Source organism: Paramicrobacterium agarici, assembly GCF_002563955.1.
Classification (GTDB): Bacteria; Actinomycetota; Actinomycetes; order Actinomycetales; family Microbacteriaceae; genus Paramicrobacterium; species Paramicrobacterium agarici.
On the sequence record NZ_PDJE01000001.1, the window covers coordinates 1,111,807 to 1,134,074 of the forward strand.

The 22,268-nt window shown below is 64.7% G+C and carries 19 protein-coding genes; 7 read left to right on the forward strand and 12 right to left on the reverse strand.

Features of this window, described 5'->3' with window-relative positions:
• Nucleotides 1-5: 5 nt before the first annotated feature.
• Nucleotides 6-950 (reverse strand): carbohydrate ABC transporter permease, encoded by a 945-nt coding sequence (locus tag ATJ78_RS05475; protein ID WP_098406676.1) that lies wholly within the window; start codon nucleotides 948-950, stop codon nucleotides 6-8.
• A complete protein-coding gene (locus ATJ78_RS05480) occupies nucleotides 947-2,287 on the reverse strand; it encodes an ABC transporter substrate-binding protein (protein WP_098406677.1) in 1,341 nt (446 codons plus the stop codon). Before ATJ78_RS05480 ends, ATJ78_RS05475 begins: the two co-directional genes overlap by 4 nt.
• A 142-nt stretch (nucleotides 2,288-2,429) precedes the next feature.
• Between ATJ78_RS05480 and ATJ78_RS05485 the strand changes: the two genes are divergently transcribed.
• Together ATJ78_RS05485 and ATJ78_RS05490 are read left to right on the forward strand one after the other, a co-directional pair.
• A complete protein-coding gene (locus ATJ78_RS05485) occupies nucleotides 2,430-3,050 on the forward strand; it encodes a TetR/AcrR family transcriptional regulator (protein WP_098406678.1) in 621 nt (206 codons plus the stop codon).
• A 55-nt stretch (nucleotides 3,051-3,105) separates the two neighbouring features.
• Nucleotides 3,106-4,464: a mechanosensitive ion channel family protein gene (locus ATJ78_RS05490; protein ID WP_098406679.1), complete on the forward strand. Its 1,359-nt coding sequence runs from the start codon at nucleotides 3,106-3,108 to the stop codon at nucleotides 4,462-4,464.
• 54 nt (nucleotides 4,465-4,518) lie between these two features.
• Here the strand turns inward: ATJ78_RS05490 and ATJ78_RS05495 are convergent, their stop codons facing one another.
• Nucleotides 4,519-5,943, reverse strand: coding sequence for a GntP family permease (locus tag ATJ78_RS05495; protein WP_098406680.1), 1,425 nt, complete (start codon nucleotides 5,941-5,943; stop codon nucleotides 4,519-4,521).
• A 157-nt stretch (nucleotides 5,944-6,100) separates the two neighbouring features.
• Here ATJ78_RS05495 and ATJ78_RS05500 point away from each other — a divergent pair, with 157 nt between their 5' ends.
• Nucleotides 6,101-7,036 (forward strand): sugar phosphate isomerase/epimerase family protein, encoded by a 936-nt coding sequence (locus ATJ78_RS05500; RefSeq protein ID WP_098406681.1) that lies wholly within the window; start codon nucleotides 6,101-6,103, stop codon nucleotides 7,034-7,036.
• Nucleotides 7,037-7,057: 21 nt separating this feature from the next.
• Nucleotides 7,058-8,020 carry a 3-hydroxyacyl-CoA dehydrogenase family protein gene (locus ATJ78_RS05505; protein ID WP_098406682.1) on the forward strand — a complete coding sequence of 321 codons (963 nt, stop codon included), beginning with the start codon at nucleotides 7,058-7,060 and terminating at the stop codon, nucleotides 8,018-8,020.
• A 62-nt stretch (nucleotides 8,021-8,082) separates the two neighbouring features.
• Here ATJ78_RS05505 and ATJ78_RS05510 read toward each other — a convergent pair whose 3' ends face one another.
• From ATJ78_RS05510 to ATJ78_RS05525, 4 genes are read right to left on the reverse strand one after another with little or no spacing between them, the layout of a single operon-like run.
• Nucleotides 8,083-8,817 (reverse strand): GntR family transcriptional regulator, encoded by a 735-nt coding sequence (locus ATJ78_RS05510; RefSeq protein ID WP_098406683.1) that lies wholly within the window; start codon nucleotides 8,815-8,817, stop codon nucleotides 8,083-8,085.
• Between the two features lie 18 nt (nucleotides 8,818-8,835).
• Nucleotides 8,836-9,630 (reverse strand): triose-phosphate isomerase family protein, encoded by a 795-nt coding sequence (locus ATJ78_RS05515; protein ID WP_245836219.1) that lies wholly within the window; start codon nucleotides 9,628-9,630, stop codon nucleotides 8,836-8,838.
• A gap of 4 nt (nucleotides 9,631-9,634) precedes the next feature.
• On the reverse strand, nucleotides 9,635-10,096 hold the full coding sequence (locus ATJ78_RS05520; protein ID WP_098406685.1) for a ribose-5-phosphate isomerase: 462 nt from the start codon (nucleotides 10,094-10,096) through the stop codon (nucleotides 9,635-9,637).
• A 2-nt stretch (nucleotides 10,097-10,098) separates the two neighbouring features.
• Nucleotides 10,099-11,856, reverse strand: a complete 1,758-nt coding sequence (locus ATJ78_RS05525) for a dihydroxyacetone kinase family protein (RefSeq protein WP_098406686.1) — start codon at nucleotides 11,854-11,856, stop codon at nucleotides 10,099-10,101.
• A 165-nt stretch (nucleotides 11,857-12,021) separates the two neighbouring features.
• Between ATJ78_RS05525 and ATJ78_RS05530 the strand changes: the two genes are divergently transcribed.
• Together ATJ78_RS05530 and ATJ78_RS05535 are read left to right on the forward strand one after the other, a co-directional pair.
• Nucleotides 12,022-12,408 (forward strand): DUF7715 family protein, encoded by a 387-nt coding sequence (locus ATJ78_RS05530; RefSeq protein ID WP_143741376.1) that lies wholly within the window; start codon nucleotides 12,022-12,024, stop codon nucleotides 12,406-12,408.
• Nucleotides 12,409-12,453: 45 nt separating this feature from the next.
• Entirely contained in the window at nucleotides 12,454-12,819 is a 366-nt protein-coding gene (locus ATJ78_RS05535; protein WP_098406688.1) for a nuclear transport factor 2 family protein, read from the forward strand.
• A 35-nt stretch (nucleotides 12,820-12,854) separates the two neighbouring features.
• Here ATJ78_RS05535 and ATJ78_RS05540 read toward each other — a convergent pair whose 3' ends face one another.
• Nucleotides 12,855-14,312 carry a DHA2 family efflux MFS transporter permease subunit gene (locus tag ATJ78_RS05540; protein ID WP_098406689.1) on the reverse strand — a complete coding sequence of 486 codons (1,458 nt, stop codon included), beginning with the start codon at nucleotides 14,310-14,312 and terminating at the stop codon, nucleotides 12,855-12,857.
• A gap of 299 nt (nucleotides 14,313-14,611) precedes the next feature.
• On the opposite strand from ATJ78_RS05540, the gene ATJ78_RS05545 reads away from it, so the two are divergent.
• Nucleotides 14,612-15,232 (forward strand): TetR/AcrR family transcriptional regulator, encoded by a 621-nt coding sequence (locus ATJ78_RS05545; RefSeq protein ID WP_098406690.1) that lies wholly within the window; start codon nucleotides 14,612-14,614, stop codon nucleotides 15,230-15,232.
• 20 nt (nucleotides 15,233-15,252) lie between these two features.
• On the opposite strand, the gene ATJ78_RS05550 is transcribed toward ATJ78_RS05545, so the two are convergent.
• From ATJ78_RS05550 to ATJ78_RS05565, 4 genes are all read right to left on the reverse strand, one after another.
• Nucleotides 15,253-15,672 (reverse strand): DUF2185 domain-containing protein, encoded by a 420-nt coding sequence (locus ATJ78_RS05550; protein ID WP_098406691.1) that lies wholly within the window; start codon nucleotides 15,670-15,672, stop codon nucleotides 15,253-15,255.
• Between the two features lie 71 nt (nucleotides 15,673-15,743).
• Entirely contained in the window at nucleotides 15,744-17,468 is a 1,725-nt protein-coding gene (gene poxB, locus ATJ78_RS05555) for a ubiquinone-dependent pyruvate dehydrogenase (RefSeq protein ID WP_098406692.1), read from the reverse strand.
• A 65-nt stretch (nucleotides 17,469-17,533) separates the two neighbouring features.
• Nucleotides 17,534-20,800 carry a DEAD/DEAH box helicase gene (locus tag ATJ78_RS05560; RefSeq protein WP_245836220.1) on the reverse strand — a complete coding sequence of 1,089 codons (3,267 nt, stop codon included), beginning with the start codon at nucleotides 20,798-20,800 and terminating at the stop codon, nucleotides 17,534-17,536.
• Nucleotides 20,801-20,841: 41 nt separating this feature from the next.
• On the reverse strand, nucleotides 20,842-22,206 hold the full coding sequence (locus tag ATJ78_RS05565) for an APC family permease (protein ID WP_098406693.1): 1,365 nt from the start codon (nucleotides 22,204-22,206) through the stop codon (nucleotides 20,842-20,844).
• Between the last annotated feature and the right edge of the window lie 62 nt (nucleotides 22,207-22,268).

Genomic DNA, 22,268 nt, shown 5'->3' on the forward strand with positions numbered 1-22,268 from the left:
CGTCGTCATTTGCTCTTCCTGTTCGTCAGGCGGAGGAACGCGAACGAGAGAACGAACGCGACGACCGCGATGAGCACTGCCTGTGCTGCGGCGACGTTGTAGTCGTTGTAGGCGAACGCCGTCGTGTACGCCGACAGGTTGGGGGTGTACTGACTGTCGATCGCCGGTGCGACGGTCTGCAGCACTTGCGGCTCGGCGAACAGCTGCAGCGTTCCGATGATTGAGAACACCGTGGTCAGCACCAGGGCTGGCGCGATGAGCGGAATCTGGATGCTGAAGGCAATACGCCATGCGCCCGCTCCATCGACCCGCGCGGCCTCGTATAGCTCGCCTGGGATCGATTTGAGCTGCGCGATGATAATGAGCATGTTGTAGCCCGTGTAGCTCCACGTGACGATGTTGGCGATCGACCAGAGCACGGTTCCGGCGCCGAGGAAGTCCACGTCGAGTCCCATCCAGCTCGCCACGTCGATGACGGGGCTGAGGCCGGGAACGTAGAGGAACGACCACAAGATGGTCGCGATGACGCCGGGTACGCCGTACGGCATGAAGTACGCGGCGCGGAAGAGCCCGGGCCAGCGGGCGGATGCTGATTCAAGCAGCAGCGCGAGCACGGTCGCCGCCACGATCATGACGGGAACCTGCACGATGCCGAAGAGGATCATGCGCCCGATCGAGGCGATGAAGTTGCCGTCGGCGAGGGCGAGAGCGTAGTTGTCGAACCAGGCGAACTCGCTGGTCACTCCCTGCTCGCCGAAGAGTCCGCTTCGGGTGACCTTGGTGAAGCTCGATCCGATGGCCACGAGGATCGGGAGAATGAACGTGAAGATGAACAGCGCGAGAAACGGCGCCAGCAGGAGCCACGGCGCTCGTGCTGTCGCGCCCGAGCGTGTTCCCTTCTGCTGAGCCGTTGCATCGCGTGTCGTCATGCGCTCTGTTGCGGTGCTCATGCCTGCTCCTTTCGGATGCTGAGGCCCTTGTGCCTGAACGCCTCGATGATCTCTTTCTCGGCGTACGCGACGGCGTCGACGAGCGTGCCTCCTGACGCTTTGCGCCGGAATCCGTCGGAGAGGATGTTGAACGACTGCTGTGTGACGGGCCACCACGACCAGTCAGGATTCTGCTGCTTGGTCGCGGGCACGAATACCTCTTCGTTGTAGTTCTGGCCGCTGAAGAACTCTGAGGGCTCCTTGCGAGCTGCGCCGATGTAGTCTGCTGCTGGCGACCAGCCGATGCCGCAGTGCTCGATGAGCGCGTCGATGGCTTCGTGATCCGTGCACATCCACACGGCGAACTCCAGTGCTTCCTTGGGGTGTGCGCTGTTCGCGAGAACCGCGGCCGTCGACCCGCCGAGGTAGCTGGAGCCGAAGCCGCTGTCGCCCCACGTTGGCATTGCGGAGACCTTCCACTTGCCCTCGCCTCCGGCGACGCTCTGCACCAGGGCATCGCCCCAGCTCGCGCTCGTCACGGCCGCGAGCTTTCCTTCCGCCGCGGCGGCATACCACGCGGGCGAGTACGGCGTGTAGCTCGTGGTGACGAGGTCGTTGTCAATCGCCTTGTCGAAGAAGCGCGCGACCTTCAGCGTCGCCTCATCCGTCATATTGATGATCCAGCCGTCGTCGCCGGGTGTCAGCCACTGCGCGCCCGCCTGCGTTGCGAAGGCGCAGAAGGGACTGGCGTCTGAGATGGGGAAGCACTCGAGATAGATGTCCTGCCCGCGCAGCTCCTTGGCGAGCTCCGCCCACTCATCCCAGGTCGCGGGAGGTGTTCCCCCGACGGTCTCGTAAAGAGCTGGCTGATAGAACGTTCCCATCGGACCGGAGTCCTGCGGGATTCCGTAGACGCCTCCCGTGAAGCTCACCTGATCCCACAAGGTCGTGTCGAACTTCTCCGCGTGTTTGTCCGCCCCGTAGCGCGAAAGATCGACGAGTCCGTTCACGAGCATGAATTCCGGAATCGTGCGCATCTCCACCTGCGCGAGGTCGGGTCCACCGCCGGCAGCCAGGGCGGAGTACATCTTCTGGTAGCCGCCGTCGTTCCCGCCGGGAATCCACACGGCCTCGACCTGAACGTTCGGATTCTTGGCGTTCCAGATGTCGGCGACCTTCTGCAGGTTCTTGAGCCATGCCCAGTAGGTGAGTGTGATCTTCTCGCCGGCGGCTGCCGGAGCGATCACGGGTTGCGCGTTGACCGAGGTCGTTCCCGGTGTAGCGCAGCCGGCCAGCATCCCGACAGCGGCCGTGCCAAGCCCGAGGCTCAGCAGCTGTCGTCGCGTGACTGATGTCATACGGTCTCCACTTCGTCGTGTTGCTCCTGTGCGCGATCGTCGATGCCGGTGCGTCGAAATCGGCGACGTGAGGAAAGATAGCACAATTTCGAGTACCCACTCGAAATTCGCCAAAGAACTTCCGGAACGATAATCTTCGGGCATGAGCAACGTGGATACTCCGCGACGTCGCGGTCCCTACGCGAAGTCGGCCGAGCGGCGCAGAAGCATCGTCGATGCTGCATTCGAGGTGTTCGCCTCACGCGGGTATCGCGGGGGATCGCTGCAAGATGTCGCCGACCGCGTCGGGCTCAGCCAGACGAGCCTTCTGCACTACTTTCCCTCGAAGCGCGACCTGCTCGTCGCGGTGCTCAACAAGCGGGATGCCGAGGCAGATACCGGTCCCATCGGGCAGGGCCACGTCGACTTCGAGACGACGCTCGTCGAACAAGCCCGCTACAACGAGGGAATCCCCGGGCTTATCGAACTGTACTCCGTGCTGTGCGGCGAGGCCGTGACCACCGACTACCCGGGCCGCGACTACTTCGTTGCGCGGTTCGCTCGGCTGCGCGAGGAGTACTCGGCAGAGCTCATTCAACTGCGCGAGCAGGGGCGGCTGCGACCCGGTGTCGACCCCGAGCGTGCCGCATCATCCATCGTTGCATTGTGGGACGGCATCCAACTGCAGTGGCTGCTCGACCCGAACGTAGACATGGCCGCCTGCCTCAAGGATTTTCTGGACTCGATCATCGTGCCCGCGGACGCAACCCCGACAGCATCCTGATCGCGCACGGAAAGATCTGTGGCATCGTGGGCAGTCGAGGAAAGGAGTCTGCCGCATGGATCCTGTGCAGTCCTGGCTGACATTCGCAATCGCACTCGTCGTCACGGCTATCGTCGTCGTCGCGATCGTCATCGTGATCGGTCTCGCTCTCACGACGCTGCAGCGGCGTAAACCCGCTCTGGGCCACCTACGCGCACGCTGCCGAACCGCATTCATCTCGTTGCTCGGCGTTGCCGCCCTGTGGGGTGTCATGGCAGCGACGTTCCCGCTCACCGGCTGGCTGCCCGGGCTCATGCACCTGTTCTCGGTCGTCATGATCGCGATCGTCGCATGGCTGCTCGTCTGCGGCGTCTACGTGCTCGCCGATGTCTCGAACGCCAAGTATGCCGGCGCCGAAGACACCATCGCCGCGCGGCGCATGCGCACGCAGATGACCATGGTGCGGCGCCTGCTCATCGTGATCGTCGTGGTCATCGCGCTCGGTTCGATACTCATGACGTTCCCCGGCATTCGCACGATCGGGGCGAGCGTTCTCGCCTCCGCTGGAATTGCGAGCATCGTCGCTGGTCTCGCGGCGCAGTCGGTGCTCGGCAACCTGATCGCGGGGGTGCAGCTCGCCTTCAGCGATGCGGCGCGCGTCGGAGACGTCGTGGTCGTCGAGGGCGAGTGGGGTCGCATCGGCGAGATCACGCTCGCCTACGTCGTCGTCGATATCTGGGACGAGCGCCGCCTCATTGTGCCGTGCACGTACTTCACGTCGCAGCCATTCACGAACTGGACGCGCAGTGCAAGCCAGATTCTCGGAACCGTCGCGTTCGACATCGACTGGCGCGTGAACATTGCCGCCATGCGCGTGAAGCTGCACGAGGTTCTCGAGGGCACCGATCTCTGGGATGGCCGAAGTGGTTCGCTGCAGATCATCGATGCCACGGGAGGGTTCGTGCGCGCCCGCTCGACCGTCTCGGCCGCTGACTCGGGCAAGCTCTGGGATCTTCAGTGCCTCGTGCGTGAAGAGATGATCGCGTGGCTGCAGAAGTCCGGAAACTTCTCGCTTCCTGTCACGCGCGTGCAGATGGTCGACGGCGAAGCCATGGATCGCAAGCTCTCGCGATCGGGGCCGAAGGCAGCGGATGCCGAGGCCGAACGCGACAACTCGGGAATGTTCTCCGGTTCCCCAGAGGCCGAGGCGCGCGGAAGCATGTTCACGGGAGCCATCGCCGTGCAAGAGCGCGAGCAGGAGGCCGCTGCCGAAGTAGCGGCCGAAGCCGCGACCGAAGAGATGGATGCTGAGACGTCCGTGCCGTCTCAGGCGTGGCAGCAAGTGCCGCCTCCTCGGCCGCCGCTTCCGCAGCAGAGCACTGAGCAGCTGCCGCCTCCGGCTGACGAGCCGGGTCCGGACGACACGACTCGCTGAGCGGTAGAGCACACGGGGCGGGAATCGCGAAACGCGGTTCCCGCCCCGTGCGCGTTAGATGCCGACGGCAGAGACGATCGCGTACAGCGCCCACGCAATCGCGAAAGCGAGAAAACCGACGGCTGTCGAGATGACGCTCCACGACTTCAGGGCGTCCTTCGTTGACATCTCGAGAAATCGGCTGACGAGCCAGAACCCAGAGTCGTTCACGTGTGAGAACGAGATTCCTCCCGCGCCGAGCGCGACGACGATGAGCGCGAGCTGCAGCGGACTCTGGCCACCCGTGGCGATCACGGCGGGGGCGAGAAGACCTGCGGCGGTCGTGGTGGCGACCGTCGCCGAACCCTGGGCAAGGCGCATGGCAACGGCGATGACGAAGCCCGCGACGATGATCGGGAGGCCGATGGAGTTCATGATGTCGGCGAGCGCGCCGCCGATTCCCGTCGCCGTGAGCACTCCGCCGAACATGCCGCCGGCACCCGTGATCAGAATGATGGAGCAGACGGGAGCGAGAGCCTCGTCGACAATGGTCTCGATGGCTCCGCCGATCTTGCCCTTGGCGGGAACGACGATGAGCACGATCATGGCGACGATCGAGGTGATGAGAAGAGCGATCGGGGTGGCGCCGATCGTCGTGAGGACCGGGAACCACGGCTCGTCTCCGCTCAGTGTGCCGTTCGTCTGCAGTGCAGCCGCACCCGTGTTCAGCGTGATGAGAATGAGCGGAAGAACGAGCATCAGCAAGACGGTGCCGAACTTCGGAAGTGCGACGCCTTCCTCGGCGAAGTCTCGCGGAGTTCCGAGGAGGTTCGGAATGGGGAACTCGGGGAATCGGCGCGCGATGAAGAGGGCAAGACGGTAGCCCGCGAGGTACCACACGGGAATGGCGATGAGAATGCTCGTGATGACGACCAGGCCAACGTCGACGCCCAGGATCCCCGAAGCCGCTGTGGGTCCCGGGTGCGGAGGAACGAGAGCGTGCATGGTCAGGAACGCTCCGGTCGAGGGTAGCGCGTAGAGCAGCAATCCGCCCTTCAGTCGCCTCGCGACCTGATAGATGATCGGGAGCATCACGATGAAGCCTGCGTCGAGGAAGATCGGGAACGCGAAGAGGAACGACGCGAGCGAGAGGGCGAACGGCGCCTTGCTGTCGCCAAAGCGGCGAATAAGGCTCTCGGCGAGCACTTGGGCGCCGCCCGAGATCTCGATGATGCGCCCGAGCACCGCACCGAAGCCGATGAGTAGGGCGACGTTCCCGAGCGTCGATCCGAACGGTCCGGTGACGGTTTCGAGAAGGTCGGCAGCCGAGACGCCGGCGGCGAGAGCGGTCAGGATGCTGACGATGACGAGCGAATAGAAGGCATGCAGTCGCACCTTGATGATGAGAAGCAAGAGCAAGGCGATGGCTATGGCCGCGATGGCGAGCAGCACGGGCACGGAACGCGTGGTCTCGGCCGCGGCTTCGAGCGCAATATTCATGGGAAGAGTCGCATCTCCTTTGTTGCGGGGTGGGCAAACATCCTAGAGCCTATAGGATATGTGGAAAGGGCGGTAGGGTATTCCACGAGATGAGGTTCTCCACGGGCCTCTGCCTCACCGCGACAGAGTCGAACACAACGATCCGCAACGGAGCACCATGTCACACACGGCACCATTCACTGCAGAGACCTGGCCGATCGCCACGTGCCTCCACGGTTTCGCACCCATCGATGCTGACGGCATCGCCATGCACGACGCCGATCCGCAGGTGTGGGACGACATGTTCGCCCAGATCGAGGACGTCGGCTTCACGCTCGCCGAGCTTGCCGACAGCCACGTTCGACCAGCGGATCTGTCAGCCGCTCGTCGCGATGAGTTTCTCGCGATCGCGCGATCGCACGGCGTCGGCGTCCCGTCGGTGCACCTGCAGCGGCAGAGCGTGATTATGCCCGGGCATGAGGAGCGCAACCTTGACTACGCGCATCGTACGATCGATGCAGCGGCCGAGTGGGGAATGGAGGTCTTCTCGACGGGTCTCCATCAGCCGTTCAACGAAGCGCAGAAGAAGGCGCTTTGGTTCTGGACGGCGCAGGGACCGAAAGACCCAGAGGACCCCGAGGTGTGGAATGCCGCAGTGGCGCGCTTGCGCGAACTCGGCAAGCACGCCTCCGACGTCGGGCTACGCATGTCGCTCGAACTGTACGAGGACACGTACCTCGGAACCGCAGACAGCGCCGTGCGCCTGGTCGAGGAGATCGGACTCGACAACGTGGGGCTCAACCCCGATGTGGCCAACCTCATCCGCCTGCACCGGCCCGTCGAAGACTGGCGCGAACTGTTCGCGAAGACGCTTCCCTACGCCAACTACATGCACGTCAAGAACTACACGCGCGACGAAGCCGCCGACCTCAGCTGGTCCACGTCGGTGCCCTCCACCATGGAGACCGGCCTCATCAACTACCGCCAGGTCTTTCGCGACGCGATCGCGCTCGGCTTCGACGGCATCATTCTCATGGAGCAGTACGGCGGCGACAGCCTCGGCGTCTGCGCCACAAACCAGAAGTACGTCCGCAGCCTGCTGCCGCAGGCCTGAGAGACAAGGAAGAAGAACACAATGAGCGAACGCACCATCGCCGTCGTCGGCTCGGGATACATGGGCGGCGGAATCGCCCAGGTCCTGGCGCTCTCCGGGGCGCACGTCCGCATCGCCGACATCTCCGAAGAGATCGCGAAGAAGAACTATGACCGGCTCATCGACGAGGCACGACAGTTCCTCGCCGACGAGCTCTTCCCGGCCGACGCTGTCGAGCGCATCGAGGCGAACGTCGAAGCCGCAGCATCCATCGAAGCCGCCGTCGCCGACGCTGACTTCATCGAGGAGGCGGTCCCCGAGAAGATCGAGATCAAGCACGACACGCTTCGTCGGATCAGCGCAGCGGCACGCGAGGACGCCGTCATCGGCTCGAATACGTCGACGATTCTCATCGGCTCGCTCGCCGAAGCCGTCACGAATCCCGAGCGCTTTCTCGGCGTGCACTTCTCGAACCCCGCGCCGTTCATTCCCGGTGTGGAGCTGATCCCTCATGAGGGAACGGACGAGAGTGCGATCGACACCGCCGAGCAGATCGTCGCCGCAACGGGCAAGGAGTCGGCTCGCGTCAAGGACTCGACCGGCTTCGTTCTCAACCGCCTGCAGTACGCGCTCTTTCACGAGGCCACGCAGATCGTCGAAGAGGGAATCGCGACGCCCGAAGACATCGACACGATCGTGCGGACGACCTTCGGCTTCCGCCTGCCCGCGTTCGGGCCGTTCGCGATCGCCGACATGGCGGGTCTCGACGTCTACTCGTTCTGCTATGCGTCACTTCAGACGCGGTGGCCCGAGCGCTTCGCCACGCCGGATTCCCTCAAGCAGCTCGTGGATGCGGGCAAATTCGGCACCAAAACCGGTGCCGGCTACCTGGACGTGCCCGAGGATCGCACTCCCGAACTCGTCGCGTACCGCAACAAGGCATACGTCGCGATCAAGAAGCTCATGGACGAGCTTGGTCCGGCACCCATTCACCCCGAGCGCTGAGTGAAGACGGGCGGCCTCGCACAGCCGTCCGTTTGCACTCCCGCGTCGATGGACGGATGCTGTCAGCCTGCGGCGTTCGACGCCTGTCGGGCCGCATCGCGGCGAGAGCGCTCGCGCACCTTGTCGACGTGCTCGCGCATCGCCTGCGCCGCAGCATCCGGTCCGACAGCGAGCGCGTCGAGAATGGCGCGATGCTCGGTGACCGCTTCATGGGCGTCGCTCACCCCGGTCTTGACGGTCTGGCGCATGCGGTGCACGCGCGTCGATATCGCCTCCGACATGTCGAGCAGGAACGGATTGCGCGCTCCCTCGAAGATGAGGTGGTGAAAATTCCAGTCGACGGCGAAGTATTCGCGAATGAGATCGACGGGCATATCGCCGCTCGCGGAGGAGCTCTGCACGCGCTCCATCACGGTGACGTGCTCTGCGAGCGCAGCCTCAAGCGCGGGGATCAGCTGTTTCGGCTCGCGCGCCGCGAGTGCTGTCGCGCCGCTCTCGAGCACTATTCGAGCATCAAAGAGAGCCTCGAGCTGGTCATCGGCGATGGGCGGAGCAACGCGATAGCCCTTGTGAGCCTCTCGAGTGACGAGACCCGTTCGCTCAAGCTGCACGAGCGCCTCTCGAACGGGCGTGGGCGAGACGTTGAGGTCGCGCGCGATGGCGTCGATCGAGAGACGGGTTCCCGCCTCGATCGACGAGCTCATGAGCATGTCGAGAACGAGATCGTACACGCGGTCGCGCAGTCCGCGTCTCTCGAGAGACGACGTGGCGCCGGGGGAAAAGATGGTTTCGGCCATGACTGGTCTCCGCGGGGTTTAGATGATCGTGGGTGCGCTGTCGCCGCTTAACACCTTACGCACCTCATCCAGAACCGTGCCGAGTGCCGCGGGATCATGGGCCAGCCGCCCGAGGAACAGGCCATCGACCGTGTTCCTGATCTCCGTGACGAGCCCCGGTCCCGCGCTTCCGCCGTAGATGACGCTCGAGTCGGGAAATGCCGTGAGCCCGCGTACGCGGTCGCGCAGGGGCTCGCAGACGGCGCGAATGTCACCGGCCGAAGCAGGTTCGCGCGCCCCGATCGCCCACCCCGGCTCGTAGGCGACGATGAGACGGCCGGTACGGCCGCGCTCATGAGCGAGCGCGAGAGCATCGTCGAGCTGGCGAACGCATTCGGCAGCAGCATCCGCCGCATTCCGCCGCTCCGTCTCGCCCACGCAGAGCACGGGGGAGAGGCCATTGCGCAGAGCGGCGTCAGTCTTGAGACGGACGATCTCGTCCGTCTCACCGAAGAGACGTCGTCGCTCTGCATGACCCACCTCGACGAGAGTGCAGCCGAGCTCGGCGATCTGCGCGCCGGACACCTCGCCCGTGAAAGCGCCCTCGTCATCGGTGGCGAGATCCTGTGCGCCGACGGCGGCGAGACCGTCGAGGATCTCGCGCGCGGCTGGAATCGACTGGTAGGAGGGAACGACAAAGAGCTCAGCCTCTCCCGCCGACACCGCGTGGTGGCTGCGGGCGATGTCAGCGCCGGCTTCGCACCACTCGAGCGTGCGTGCGTGCCCGAAGTACATCTTCAGGCTCACGCCGATCAGAAACGGAGAGGCGCTCACCGCTCTAGTCGCCTTCGTACGCGCAGATCTCCTGCACCTTCTCGTTCGAGGCGCTTGTCGCGTCGAACTCATATGTCAGCCACTCGCGCACATTGCGACGTGCAAGCTCGAGCCCGACGACGCGCTGACCCATGCACAGCACCTGGGCGTTGTTCGAGAGGACGCTGCGCTCGACCGAGTAGCTGTCGTGCGCCGTGACGGCGCGGATTCCCCTGACCTTGTTCGCGGCGATGGCGACTCCGAGTCCCGTACCGCAGATCAGCACCGCGCGATCGGCATCGCCGCGAGCGACGATCTCCGCCGCGGTCGTTGCGATTGTCGGGTAGTTCGTATGCCCGTCAGCATCCACTCCGACATCGATGACCGATGTCACGAGGTCACTTGCCTCGAGGTCGGCCTTGATCGCTTCCTTGTAATCGAAACCAGCGTCGTCCGACCCGACGACGACCGTCCATGTTCGTGCCATGATCACTCCTTCTTCTCGGTGGTCTCGTGTGCGCCGTCGCTCAGGACGCGCGTGATCGTCTCGGCGATCAGTGCAAGCGACACGGCTCCGGGGTCTGTCACGCCGACGGCCTTCTCGCCGTGCGCGCGAGCGCGGCCGACTGCAGGAAGGAGGTCGGATGTCTTCTCTGCAGCATCCCTCGCCACCGTGCTCGCTGCCGCCCAGGCATCGACGAGCGACGCCCCGTTCTCAACGTGCTCGGCGAGCGTGTCGGCGAACGGAACGAGAGCATCGACCATCGTCTTATCGCCGACCTTCGCTTTTCCGTATGACATGACTGCGTCCTTTGCCGCGACGATGCCGGCGCTGACCGAGGCCGCTGACGGCGTGCCGTCGTCGCCGAGCCTCGCGCCGATCGTGCGCAGGATGACGCCCCACAGAGCGCCCGATGTTCCGCCAGCACGGTCTGACCACGCGTCGGCGGCGCGGGCGAGAAGCGTCTGCGCCCCCGCACCCTTCTCGACGACCGATGCCGCCTCCGCCGCCGCGGCGCGAGACCCGCGCTGCATGCCGATGCCGTGGTCGCCGTCGCCCGCGATCGAGTCAATGTGCCCCAGTTCCTCTGCATGCTCGTCGATCACGTCGCGCACTGCCTCGAGCGCATCCGCCAGGGTGGATGCGGTACGGCGGGAGTCCTGCGAGGCGTCGGGAATGACAGCATCCGTGTCATCGTCGTCGTCCGGGTCGACAGCCTGCAGGCCCGCGGCATCGAACGACCCACATCGGAAGGCAGGGGTATCGGCGGGTGCGCTCCAGAGCGTCTCGAGCTCGTCGTCGAGCCAGAGCAGCGTGAGCGACGCCCCGGCCATGTCGAAGCTCGTGCAGAACTCGCCGATCTGGGGGTCGACGACGGTGACCCCGGCGTCGTCAAGAAGATCTGCGATGCGGCTGAAGACCACGAAGAGCTCTTCGCTCTTCACTGAGCCGAGCCCGTTGAGAACGGGGACAACGCGTGCTCCGTGGTCGGTGACGTTCTCGGGGATCTCGGCGTCGTCGAGCAGGTGCTCGATGAACAGGTCGGCAAGACCGTCGGCCGTCGGAATGTCCGTCTCATCGATTCCCGGTTCGCCGTGGATGCCGAGTCCGATCGCCATGCGGCCCGCGGGAACAGTGAACAGCGGCTCGTCGGCGCCGGGAAGTGTGCAGCCGGTGAAGGCGACGCCCATCGACCGGGTGCGGGCGTTCGCGAGATGTGCCACGCGTTCGACGCCGTCAATGTCGTACCCGGATGCCGCTGCCGCACCAGCTGTCTTGAAGACCGTGAGATCTCCGGCGATGCCGCGACGCTTGTGCTGCTCATTCGGGGCGGCGCTGAAAATGTCGTCGGTGACCGTCACCGTGCGACAGTCGATTCCGTCTGCGCGCACGGTCTCCTGAGCCTCGGAGAAGTGCAGCACATCGCCGGCGTAATTTCCGTAGCTGAGGAGGACGCCCTTCCCCTGCTCACTCGCTCGAATGACAGACTCGACCTGGTGCGCCGACGGCGATGCAAAGAGATTGCCCATGGCTGCTCCGTGAGCGAGCCCAGGGCCGACAAGCCCGGCGAAGGCCGGGTAGTGGCCGGAACCACCGCCAATCACAACGGCCGTCTCTGCCTCTGCTGATCGTGTCGATCGCGAGACCCCTCCATGGACTTTGCGCACCCATCGGCCATTGGCGCGGACGAACCCCTCCACCATCTCGTCGGCGAAATCGGACGGTTCATTCCAGAGCCGAGTCATTACATGTCTCCTCGTCGTCGAGCCCAAAAGTCTTGTAGTCCTATAGGATATTGGAAAAGTACGCAAAGTGCACGGTTATCGAGACACCGTCGGAAACGGGTGTCGGAGGCTGCCTCTACGGTCGATGGCGTGCCGGATCTTCCAGCCGAAATACGGGAGAAGATCATGAAAGTACTCATTGCAACGACAGAACTGCAGGGCAGCGAGACCGGCGACTTCATCACCGCCATTCCGGGCGAGCTCGTCGTCGACGCCGGGCCGTGCGAAGACGCGACGGCCACTGACGACTGGAGTTGCACCTGCTCGCGGAGCTTCGTCGGGGTCTCGTCTGGACTCATGACGACGACAGCCAAGGTCGTCGATAGCATCGTCGTTGACGCACGCACGTACGAGCTCGCGGTGCGGCAGGGGATCGGAATACGATTTTGCGCTGACTGCGCGAGCGACATCGCGAAGCTCTCGCTCTCCATCGCGAATCACTGGGAGGCAGGCACGGTGCTCGAGCGCTCCCGAAGCACGATTCGAGCGCGGGAGGCTCATCTGCGAGCATGATTCGACGGGGTCGACGCGGTGGCGCGCGCTTGTTATCGTGAGCGCATGTCACGAGACGAAGATCTCTACGCTCTGGAACGCCGAGGGTGGCAGTCACTGTGCGACGGCACCGGTGGGGTCTTTTACGGGAGCCTCATGACCGATGACGCGCTCATGGTGCTCGCGGGAGGGTTTGCGCTCGACCGCGACGGCGTGGTGGCGTCGCTGACCGATGCGCCGCAATGGGACGACTTCGACATCAGCGGCGAGCGTGTCATCGCCGTGTCAGAGGACGTGCGAACCCTTGTGTACACCGGTAGCGCCATGCGGGGGAACGAGCCGGAGTTTCGGGCGCTCATGTCGAGCACCTACGTGCGCATCGACAACGAGTGGAGGCTCGCGCTGTACCAGCAGACTCCCATGGAGTCCTAGCGCTGCGCGAGCCTCCTGACTCAATCTGTCTCGAGTCAGACGGTGGCGTCGGTCTCGACCACGGGCTGAGATTCGTCGGGAATCTCGTCGGCGGGCTTCTTGACGAGGAACGCGCCGATGATCGCGAACGAGAAGATGATCGCACCCGAGAGGAAGGCTCCGCGAACGCCGCTCGCGATGGCCGCATCCTTAGCGGCTCCGCTGGCGATGAGTCCCGTGGACACCGTCGCCATGACGGTGACGAACAGCGCGGTTCCCGCTGCGCCGGCCACTTGCTGCACCGTGCCGACGATCGCGCTCGCGTGCGAGTAGAGATGCGGCCGGACCGAACCCATGCTCGACGTGAACAGCGGCGTGAATAGCAGCGACAGTCCGAGGCTCAGCACGAGGTGCGCACCGAGGATGAAGAACGGCGACGTCGTCTCAGACACGGTCAGGGCGAGCGTCCACAGCACTGCGGCAACGACCAGCGTGCCGGGAATGAGCAGCGGTTTCGTGCCAAGGCGGTCGTACAGGCGGCCCACGACGGGTCCCATGAGGCCCATGAGCAATCCACCGGGGAGTACGAGCAGGCCGATGACCAGCGGCTCAAGGTGGAGCGCCTGCTGAAGGTAGATCGGCAAGAGCACGATGGTGCCGAAGAGTCCCATCATGGCAACGATCATCATGACCACCGATGTCGAGAAGTTCACCGACGTGAACGTGCGCGTGTCGAGGAGGGCGTTGTCTGACTTCTCGAGACGCTTCTGCATCATGACGAGGATCGCGAGTGCCACGATTCCGATCGCGATGGTCACCCAGACGAACGCGGGCGTGCCCTGCGGATTGTCTCCGTCACCGCTTCCGATGTTGCTCAAGCCGTACACGAGTGAGCCGAATCCGATGGCCGACACGATGATCGAAGGGATGCTGATCGGGAGCTTGCGCGGCTCGTTCACGTTGCTGATGAACTTGATGCCGACGACCAGCATCGCCACGGCGATGGGCAGCACGAGGATGAACATCCAGCGCCATCCGAGCATATCGAGAATGACTCCGGAAACGGTCGGACCGACAGCGGGTGCGACGGACATGACGATCGAGACGTTTCCCATCGTCTTGCCTCGGGAGGCCGGGGGTACGAGCGTCATGATGGTGGTCATGAGCAGGGGCATCATGATGGCGGTTCCGGACGCCTGCACGACGCGGGCACCGAGCAGCATCCAGAATCCCGGCGCGATGGCCGCAAGCGCGGTTCCCGCAGAGAAGAGCGTCATTGCCGCGATGAAGACCTGGCGTGTCGTGAAGCGTTGAAGGAGAAATCCCGTGATCGGGATCACGACGGCCATCGTGAGCATGAACGCGGTCGTCAGCCACTGCGCGAGACGCGCGCTCACCTCGAGGTCGCGCATCAGGTCGGTGAGCGCGACGCTCATGATCGTCTCATTGAGAATGACGACGAAGGCTGCGCCGAGGAGAAGCCAGATCACCTTCATCGGAGAAGCATCTGCCATTGTTCCGGACTCTGGCGGAGAGACAGAGGTGCGGTTGGTCAAGAGAGTTCCGTTCGTCGATTGTGGGCGCGGAGAAACCGCAGAATCTGGGAGATGTGACGGTGAATCGCTTCGATGGGATTGGCAACCGTGCGCTGAGCTGAACTATTCCATCACCGGCCGAAGAATTTGGCAAGACTTCGGAACCGAGACCGCTCGGCGTGTGTGCATGGACTCCTCGAGGACGTAGGCGACAATGTGGACAGTGTGAACACGTAGGATGTAGACACCGTACACATCATGGGAGCGGGGAGTCAAGAGTGCCGGGTCGAGACACGTACCATCACGGCAACCTGCGGGCCGAACTGATCGAAGCGGCACTCGCCGAAGCACGCGAGTCAGGCCCCCAGGCAATCGGGCTGCGCAGCATCACCCGGAAGCTTCGCGTGTCGCCGAACGCCGCCTATCGGCACTTCGACGACCGGAACGCTTTGATTCTCGCGGTCGCCGCGGAGATTCAGAACAAGATGGTCGACGAGATGCGCTCGCGGATGCCTCCGCCCGATGGACGAACGGCGCGAGAGAAGGCGCGGTCTCGGCTGCGCGCCGTCGGTCTCGGTTACATTGCCTTTGCCCGGTCAGAGCCCGGCTGGTTCGCTCTCGCGTTCTTCGGAGCGCGCGATGTTCCTGGTCCGCCGCTCGAATCGACCGATGGCGGCACACCGCCGCCTTTCGCGCTGCTGACAGAGACCCTGGACGAGCTGGTCGCGGCAGGCGGTCTTGCTCCCGAGCGGCGAGACGGCGCTGAATGGGCATGCTGGAGTGCTGTGCACGGCTTTGCGGAACTGGCGAACTTCGGCCCTCTCGCGTCGCACGACGACTCTCAGGTCACGGCGCTCGCGGAGCGGGTCGTCGACGACATCATCTCCGGAATCGCCTGAGAGCGTCGCACACGCGATCGTCAGAGCCGATCGTCTTCTCTCAGGTCGTCAAGGCTGTCGACAGCATCCACATCGAACTCTTCCCATCCGTCATCAGACTCGTCGCCGAACGCATCATCGTCGGCGAACTCGTCTGATCCCTCAATGCGCACCAGTTCGGTGCCGGGTGCAGCATCAAGGTACTCGACGATCGCGTCGTCGAGATTCGCGATCTCGTTGACATCGAAGACGCCGACGTGACGCTCGTCGTCGAGATACTCCTGGCTCTCGTCGCCCGAGAGAAAACGCCAGCCGCTGTCGGCGTCGTCAGAAGGTTCTTCGCGGTACATGTAGCCGACGGCGCGACCCGCCACCGTGATCTGGTCAGAGGCTACGGCCGTGCCGTAGCCGGTGGCGAGATCGAGAAGCTCTTCGCTGTCGAGCACGTATCTCTTGGACATGGTCACCCTCCGATGGCATCAAGAATGGCCCACCCGGCGCTGGGAGACAAGACCTGTTCCCGAACCGATACCTAGAGGATCTGACGAGCGTTGGTGCGGGCCAGATCGATCAGCTCGTCACCACGACCGGACATGACGGTGCGGATGGCGTAGAGCGCAAAGCCGCCGACCTGCTCGGCCGTGATCGCGGGCGGCATGGAGAGCTCCTGGCGCTCGGTCACGACGTCGACGAGCGCAGGCCCGTCGTGCGCGAACGCCTGCTTCACGGCATCCTGCAGCTCACTCGAACGCTCCACGCGGAAGCCCTTGATGCCGAGCGCTGTCGCAACGTCGGCGAAATTGGGGTTGTCGAGACCTGTTCCGAATGTGAGGATGCCCGCGGCCTTCATCTCGAGTTCGACGAAGTTGAGCGACGAATTGTTGAACACGACGAGCTTCACGGGCAGCGCGCTCTGCGTCAGCGTGATCAGGTCTCCCATGAGCATCGCGAGCCCGCCGTCTCCGGACAACGTCACGACCTGGCGGCTGGGAAAGGCCGACTGGGCGCCGATCGCCTGCGGAAGCGCGTTCGCCATCGACCCGTGGGTGAACGACCCGATGAGGCGACGCTTGCCGTTCATGGTCAGATAGCGCGACGCCCACACGACGGGAGAGCCGACGTCTGGCGTGAAGACCGCGTCGTCGTCTGCGAGCTCGTCGATGACGCGCGCCACGTATTGAGGGTGAAGCGGCTGGGTTCCGCGCCTCGGCGTTGCGAGCTCATCGAGCTTCTTGCGCGTCTTGGTGTAGTTCTTGCGCATGGCGTCGAGGTGGCGGCTGCTCTTCGACGTCGAAAGGCGGGGAAGCAGAGCCTCGATCGTCTCGCGGACCCCGCCGCGCAGCCCCACGTCAATGGGCGTGCGCCGTCCGAGATGCTCACCTCGAATGTCGACTTGAATGATCGTGGCGTCGTCGGGGAAGAACTGCTGGTACGGAAAGTCGGTTCCCAGCATGATGAGCGTGTCGCAGCTCTCCATCGCCCGATAGCCGGACGCAAAGCCGAGCAGACCGGTCATGCCGACGTCGTAGGGGTTGTCGTGCTCGACGAACTCCTTGCCGCGCATTGCATGGACGATGGGAGCCTTGAGTGTCTCGGCGAACCGCATGAGCTCAGCGTGCGCGCCCTCACAGCCCGCCCCGGCGAGGATCGTCACCTTTCCGGCGTTATTCAGCGCGGCTGCCGCGCGGTCGAGGGTCTCTGTGTCGGGAACGGTTGCCGACGCCGTCGCGCGAATGGGCGCGACAAGCTCGTTCGCGGCCTCGGCAAGACCGACGTCTCCGGGCATCACGATGACGGCGACGCCGCGCTGCTCGATCGCCGCTCGCATGGCCATGTGCAGAACGCGCGGCATCTGGTCGACGCTCGACACGAGTTCGACGTAGACGCTGCATTCGCGAAAGAGCTCGGTCGGGTGCGTTTCTTGAAAGTAGCCGCTGCCGATCTCCTGGCTGGGAATCTGCGCCGCGATCGCGAGCACGGGAACACGTGAGCGCTGCGCGTCGAACAGTCCGTTGATCAGGTGCAGGTTGCCCGGCCCGCAGCTGCCCGCGCACACGGCAAGCTCGCCCGTGAGGGCTGCCTCAGCGGATGCTGCGAAAGCGGCGGTCTCCTCGTGGCGCACCTGCACCCAGTCGATGTCGGGGCGCGTGCGCAGCGCTTCTGTGAAGCCGTTCAGCGAGTCTCCGGGAATGCCGTAGACCCTGTCGACGCCGCTCGCTCTCAAGGTTTCGACAATGTTCTCTGCGACCGTGACCATGCAAACCTCCCCTGTCTTGCCTGAGTCTGGCAGATGTCGATGACGCAGGCTAGGGGTAGACGAGGTCAGGCGTCGTCGAGCAGCATCCGTATGTCGTCGGCCGTGAGCGCGCTGCTGAAAGCTGCATCGTCGTCGACGACCGCGTCGAACAGCGCAGCCTTCTTGCGTTGCAGCTGCAGCACCTTCTCTTCGATGGTTCCCTCGGCGACGAGCCGGTAGACGAACACGTTCTTTGCCTGCCCGATGCGGTGCGTGCGGTCGATGGCCTGCGCCTCGCTCGCCGGGTTCCACCAGGGATCGAGAAGAAAGACGTAATCGGCTTCGGTCAGTGTCAGCCCGAAGCCGCCCGCCTTCAGGCTGATCAGAAAGACCGGATCGTCGCCGGTGCGGAACCCGTCGATGACGTCGCCGCGGCGCCGTGTCGATCCGTCAAGGTATGAATAGCGGATGCCGCGAGCGTCGAGCCGCTCGGCCACGGTGCCGAGAAACGACGTGAACTGGCTGAACACGAGGGTGCGGTGCCCCTCGGCAAGCACGTCGTCGAGGTGCTCGAACAGGGCGTCGAGTTTGCTCGAGGGCACATCGGCATACGCGTTGTCGACGAGCGCCGGATCGAGCGCCAGTATGCGCAGCAGTGTGAGCGAGCGGAAGACGATGAAGCGGTTGCGGTCGATGTCGTCGATGAGCCCGAGCAGTTTCTTGCGCTCGCGCTGCAGCACGGTGTCGTAGAGGCTGCGGTGGGCTGCGGAGAGCTCGACGGTCAGCGTCTGCTCCTGCTTGTCGGGGAGTTCTGGGGCGACGAGCTCTTTCGTGCGGCGCATGAGGAAGGGACGTATGCGTCGCCGAAGCCGCGGCAGGCGCTCGGGGCCCTCACCGCTCTCGATCGGCCGCACGTACTCTTCGCCGAAGCGGCGTCGCGACGGAAAGAGCCCGGGCGCGGTGATGGAGCACAGCGCCCAGAGGTCGAGAAGCGTGTTTTCGAGCGGGGTTCCCGTGATCGCGAGCCGGAACGGCGCGACGATGTCCTTTGCTGCGAGATGCGCTTTGGCGTCGGGATTCTTGATGAACTGCGCCTCATCGAGAATCAGCCCGGCCCAGCTCTGCTCGGCGACGTCTGCGGCGTCGATGCGCATGACGGCGTACGACATGATCACGACGTCCGCGCCAGCGGTTGCCGCAGCGAGCGGAGTGCGGCGTTTGCCGTGTGTGGCGGAGATGACGCGCACGTCGAGGTGCGGAACGAATCGCTCGGCCTCGGACTTCCACGTCGAGACGACCGAGGTGGGCGCGACGACGAGAAACGGCGGCTCACCAGCATCCGCCCCCTTCACCTCCCGCGCATGCGCGACGAGCGTCAGAGTCTGAAGCGTTTTGCCGAGGCCCATGTCATCGGCGAGGATGCCGCCGAGGCGGTGCTTCCACAGAAACGCGAGCCAATGGAAGCCCTGCACCTGGTACGGGCGCAGCTCTGCGTTCACGGTGTCGGGCACCGCGACCTCGTCGACAGTTCCGGAGTTGAGGGCCGACACCGAGCTGCGCCACGAGACCGCCTCGTCTGTCTCGTCTGCGAGGTCTTCGAAGTCGGACCAGAGCCCCACCTGGTAGCGGCTGATGGTCGGGTGCCCTGGCTCCCACTCGTCGAGGGCGTCCGCCTCGGCGAGCAGTTCACGCAGCCTGTCGAACGCGGGATGCGCGAGCGAGAAGTACGAGTTGTCGACGAGCTTGAGCTTCTTCTTGCCGCGCGCGAGCGCATTGAAAAGGTCGATGAAGGGGATCGTGCGCCCCTCGATCGTGATCACGATGCCGAGATCGAACCAGTCGTTCTTGTCGGTTTCAATGGTCGAGATGGCGACGTGCGGTGACTCGGTCAGCTCGCGATACGCGGGGCGCGTGCCGGAGACGATGACGCGAACGCCGTCGAGCGATTCGAGTGCGGGCAGCACGTGCTCGGTGAACTCCGCCGTCGCAACGTCGCGCAGCTCGTGCGTCGTGCGCTCTGTGGAACCAGGCCACGTGCGCTCGACGCGCGACAGCGTCTCGGTCTCGAGTGCGATGTCACGGCGTTCGCCCGCGACGGCGTGCAGCGCAAGCGTGCGCTGAGGGTCGTGGTACTCCCAGTGCCACGCGAGACGAAGCGCATCGCGTTTGCCGTACGTCGCCGTCAGCACGAGGACGGGAGGGGCGACCTCAGGCAGGTCGACCGACTCGTCGCTGCTCACGACGGTGACGCCAGAGGTCATGCGCGGAAAGTACTCGGTGAAGAACTCCGCTGTGCCGTCGGGCGGCACCGTGACGGGCTCCGTGTGGGTGATGAGAGCGCGTCGTTCACCCGTGAGCGGCTCGAAGACGGGCGCGAGCGTGAGCACGATGCCCGCCGTCGTGTCGTAGGTGTAGACCCCGTGGTCTCCGATGGGTGCGACGGCGCTGGCATCGACGCGCTCGCCGCCGATGGTCACGAGAGGGTGTAACGCGAGGCCCTCTCCCTCGGCACGCACGTCGAGCGAAACCTGCGCCGAGTCCGCGAGCCTCACCGTCATGCCGCGGTTGATGCCGACAAGACTCACGCCGATCGTCTCGGCGTCTTTGAGCAGCGTCCACAGCAGCGGGCTGCGGAACTCGTCGATGCTCAGATCGTCTGGCTCGTTCATGAGCCACCGTTCGCGAGTGGCATCGAAGAGCCCGAGAAGCTGCGTGAACCACAGCAGCTGCCTCGGTTCGAGCGCGAGACGGTTCACTTGGTGCGCGAGCGTTCGCCACGAGAGTGACCCCTTGATCCAGCCGCCGCGCTTACCGGGCATGAGGGGACGGATGCCGAGGCGCACCGGCGTTCCGGAACGCAGACTGGCACGCGTCGCCGTCGTCGAGCCGCGCCGGGACGGCCCTCGAGCATTGCGCAGCTCGAAGCCGAGCGCGAGGTGCGTCATCGTCGGCGAGGGGCGCTCTGCGGGGGCGAGCCGCTCGACAGCGGTCTTCCACGCGGGCCGCGCCGCGGCATCCTCCCTCTGCTCTGCCTGCGAGGCTGCCTGTGCCGCGCAGGCGAGAAGCGTCGCGGCAATGTGCTTGCACCGTGCCTGCACAGGGCAGCTGCACGCCGTGAACGTGGGGGTGAACCCGTTGTTCGTCGGTGTCAGATCGATGCGGCATCGATACGGCGCCGCCGAGTTTCCCAGAACGTGAGCCGTGAGCGTGCGCGTCTCGACGTTCCAGCGCATGTTGGTGACGGCTCCGGATTGCGCGTAGGGGCGTGCGCGCGTGAGCGTTGCGGCGTCGACGAGCGACGATGCGACCGATGCATCGAGGGCGGGCAGCATCTCGTCTGGCACGCCACTCATGCTCTCATGCGCTGCCGACGGTCAGCAGAGCACGACGCCCGTCACGCCTTGTGCGCGTCTCGCTTCCGGCGCGACAGCACCGTCGCAATGTGCAGAATGACGCCGAGAGCGAGCAGCAGCAGCCCGTACAGCCAGACCTGCCCGCTCTGCTGCGTCATGAGCAGAATGCACGAGGCTGCTCCCAGCACGGGCACGAAGCTCCACACCCTGAAATGCTTATGGTCGACGGGGTCACGGCGAAGCACGAGCACCGCGATGTTGGTGCTGAGAAAGACGAACAGCAGCAGAAGCACAACGGTTTCAGCGAGCGTCGAGACGTCACCGACGAGCGTGAGGAGCATCGCGAGCACCGTCGTTGCCACGATCGCCGCCCACGGAGTGCGCCGCTTCGCGAGCACGGGCGTCAGAAACGATGGCAGGAGCCGCTCCTCGGCCATGCCGTATGTGACGCGGCTCGCCATGATCATGGTGAGCAGAGCACCATTAGCCACGGCGATGAGCGCGATGATGCTGAACAGCCAGGGCGGAAGCGTGACGTCAGTCGCCTTGACGACCGCGAGCAGCGGTCCAGACGACTTCGACAGCTCGGATGCTGGAAGGGTGATGGAGCTGGCGACACCGACGAGCACGTACACGACGCCGGCGGTGCCGAGCGCGGCGAACAGCGCACGCGGGTAGACGCGAGACGGATTGCGGATCTCCTCTGCGACGTTCGCCGACGTCTCGAAGCCGACGAACGAGTAGAACGCGATGATCGCGGCGGCGAGAATCGCGAGCCCTGGCGAGGTGTCCGCCGGAAACTCCGTGAGACGTGAGAAGTCGCCGCCCCCGCCGCCGACCATGATGGCAACGACGACGACAACGATCACGAGTCCGCTCAGCTCGATGACGGTCATGACCGTGTTGCTCTTGAGCGATTCTGAGATTCCGCGCGCGTTCAAGCAGGCCACGAGTGCGAGAAATGCGATGGCGACGGGGATGGGTGGAAGCTCGATGAACGTGCCGAGGTAGTCGCCCGCGAAGGCGAGAGACAGTCCTGCCGCACTCGTGACGCCGGCAGCGATCATGCTGAATCCGACGAGAAACGAGATGACCGGCCACGGGTACGCGCGCTTGGCGTACACGGCAGCGCCGCCAGCCTTCGGGTACTTGGTGACGAGTTCGGCGTAGGAGCCGGCGGTCAGCAGCGCGAGCACGAGGGCGACGATGAGGGGCACCCACACGGCGCCGCCGACCTCGCCGCTCAGCTCTCCCATGAGTGCGTAGATGCCCGCGCCGAGAACGTCGCCGACAATGAAGAAGAACAGAAGCGGGCCAGTGATGCGGCGTTTCAGACGTGTCGAAGCACCAGAGGCGTCGGCGTCGCTTGCCGTGTGCTCTGGGGCCGGACCTTCGCGTGCGGTCATTCTCCGAACGTAAGCGCCACGCGTCACGCGGTGATAGGGCTTGACAAGCTGTCTCGCAATGG

Excerpts from the sequence above, each read along its gene's own strand:
- ATJ78_RS05540 (WP_098406689.1), bottom strand. The coding sequence starts at position 14,312 with ATGGCAGATGCTTCTCCGATGAAGGTGATCTGGCTTCTCCTCGGCGCA.
- poxB (WP_098406692.1), bottom strand. The coding sequence starts at position 17,468 with ATGGTCACGGTCGCAGAGAACATTGTCGAAACCTTGAGAGCGAGCGGC.
- ATJ78_RS05485 (WP_098406678.1), top strand. The coding sequence starts at position 2,430 with ATGAGCAACGTGGATACTCCGCGACGTCGCGGTCCCTACGCGAAGTCG.
- ATJ78_RS05530 (WP_143741376.1), top strand. The coding sequence starts at position 12,022 with ATGAAAGTACTCATTGCAACGACAGAACTGCAGGGCAGCGAGACCGGC.
- ATJ78_RS05500 (WP_098406681.1), top strand. The coding sequence starts at position 6,101 with ATGTCACACACGGCACCATTCACTGCAGAGACCTGGCCGATCGCCACG.
- ATJ78_RS05550 (WP_098406691.1), bottom strand. The coding sequence starts at position 15,672 with ATGTCCAAGAGATACGTGCTCGACAGCGAAGAGCTTCTCGATCTCGCC.
- ATJ78_RS05560 (WP_245836220.1), bottom strand. The coding sequence starts at position 20,800 with ATGAGTGGCGTGCCAGACGAGATGCTGCCCGCCCTCGATGCATCGGTC.
- ATJ78_RS05505 (WP_098406682.1), top strand. The coding sequence starts at position 7,058 with ATGAGCGAACGCACCATCGCCGTCGTCGGCTCGGGATACATGGGCGGC.
- ATJ78_RS05535 (WP_098406688.1), top strand. The coding sequence starts at position 12,454 with ATGTCACGAGACGAAGATCTCTACGCTCTGGAACGCCGAGGGTGGCAG.
- ATJ78_RS05490 (WP_098406679.1), top strand. The coding sequence starts at position 3,106 with ATGGATCCTGTGCAGTCCTGGCTGACATTCGCAATCGCACTCGTCGTC.
- ATJ78_RS05525 (WP_098406686.1), bottom strand. The coding sequence starts at position 11,856 with ATGACTCGGCTCTGGAATGAACCGTCCGATTTCGCCGACGAGATGGTG.
- ATJ78_RS05510 (WP_098406683.1), bottom strand. The coding sequence starts at position 8,817 with ATGGCCGAAACCATCTTTTCCCCCGGCGCCACGTCGTCTCTCGAGAGA.
- ATJ78_RS05520 (WP_098406685.1), bottom strand. The coding sequence starts at position 10,096 with ATGGCACGAACATGGACGGTCGTCGTCGGGTCGGACGACGCTGGTTTC.
- ATJ78_RS05565 (WP_098406693.1), bottom strand. The coding sequence starts at position 22,206 with ATGACCGCACGCGAAGGTCCGGCCCCAGAGCACACGGCAAGCGACGCC.
- ATJ78_RS05480 (WP_098406677.1), bottom strand. The coding sequence starts at position 2,287 with ATGACATCAGTCACGCGACGACAGCTGCTGAGCCTCGGGCTTGGCACG.
- ATJ78_RS05495 (WP_098406680.1), bottom strand. The coding sequence starts at position 5,943 with ATGAATATTGCGCTCGAAGCCGCGGCCGAGACCACGCGTTCCGTGCCC.
- ATJ78_RS05475 (WP_098406676.1), bottom strand. The coding sequence starts at position 950 with ATGAGCACCGCAACAGAGCGCATGACGACACGCGATGCAACGGCTCAG.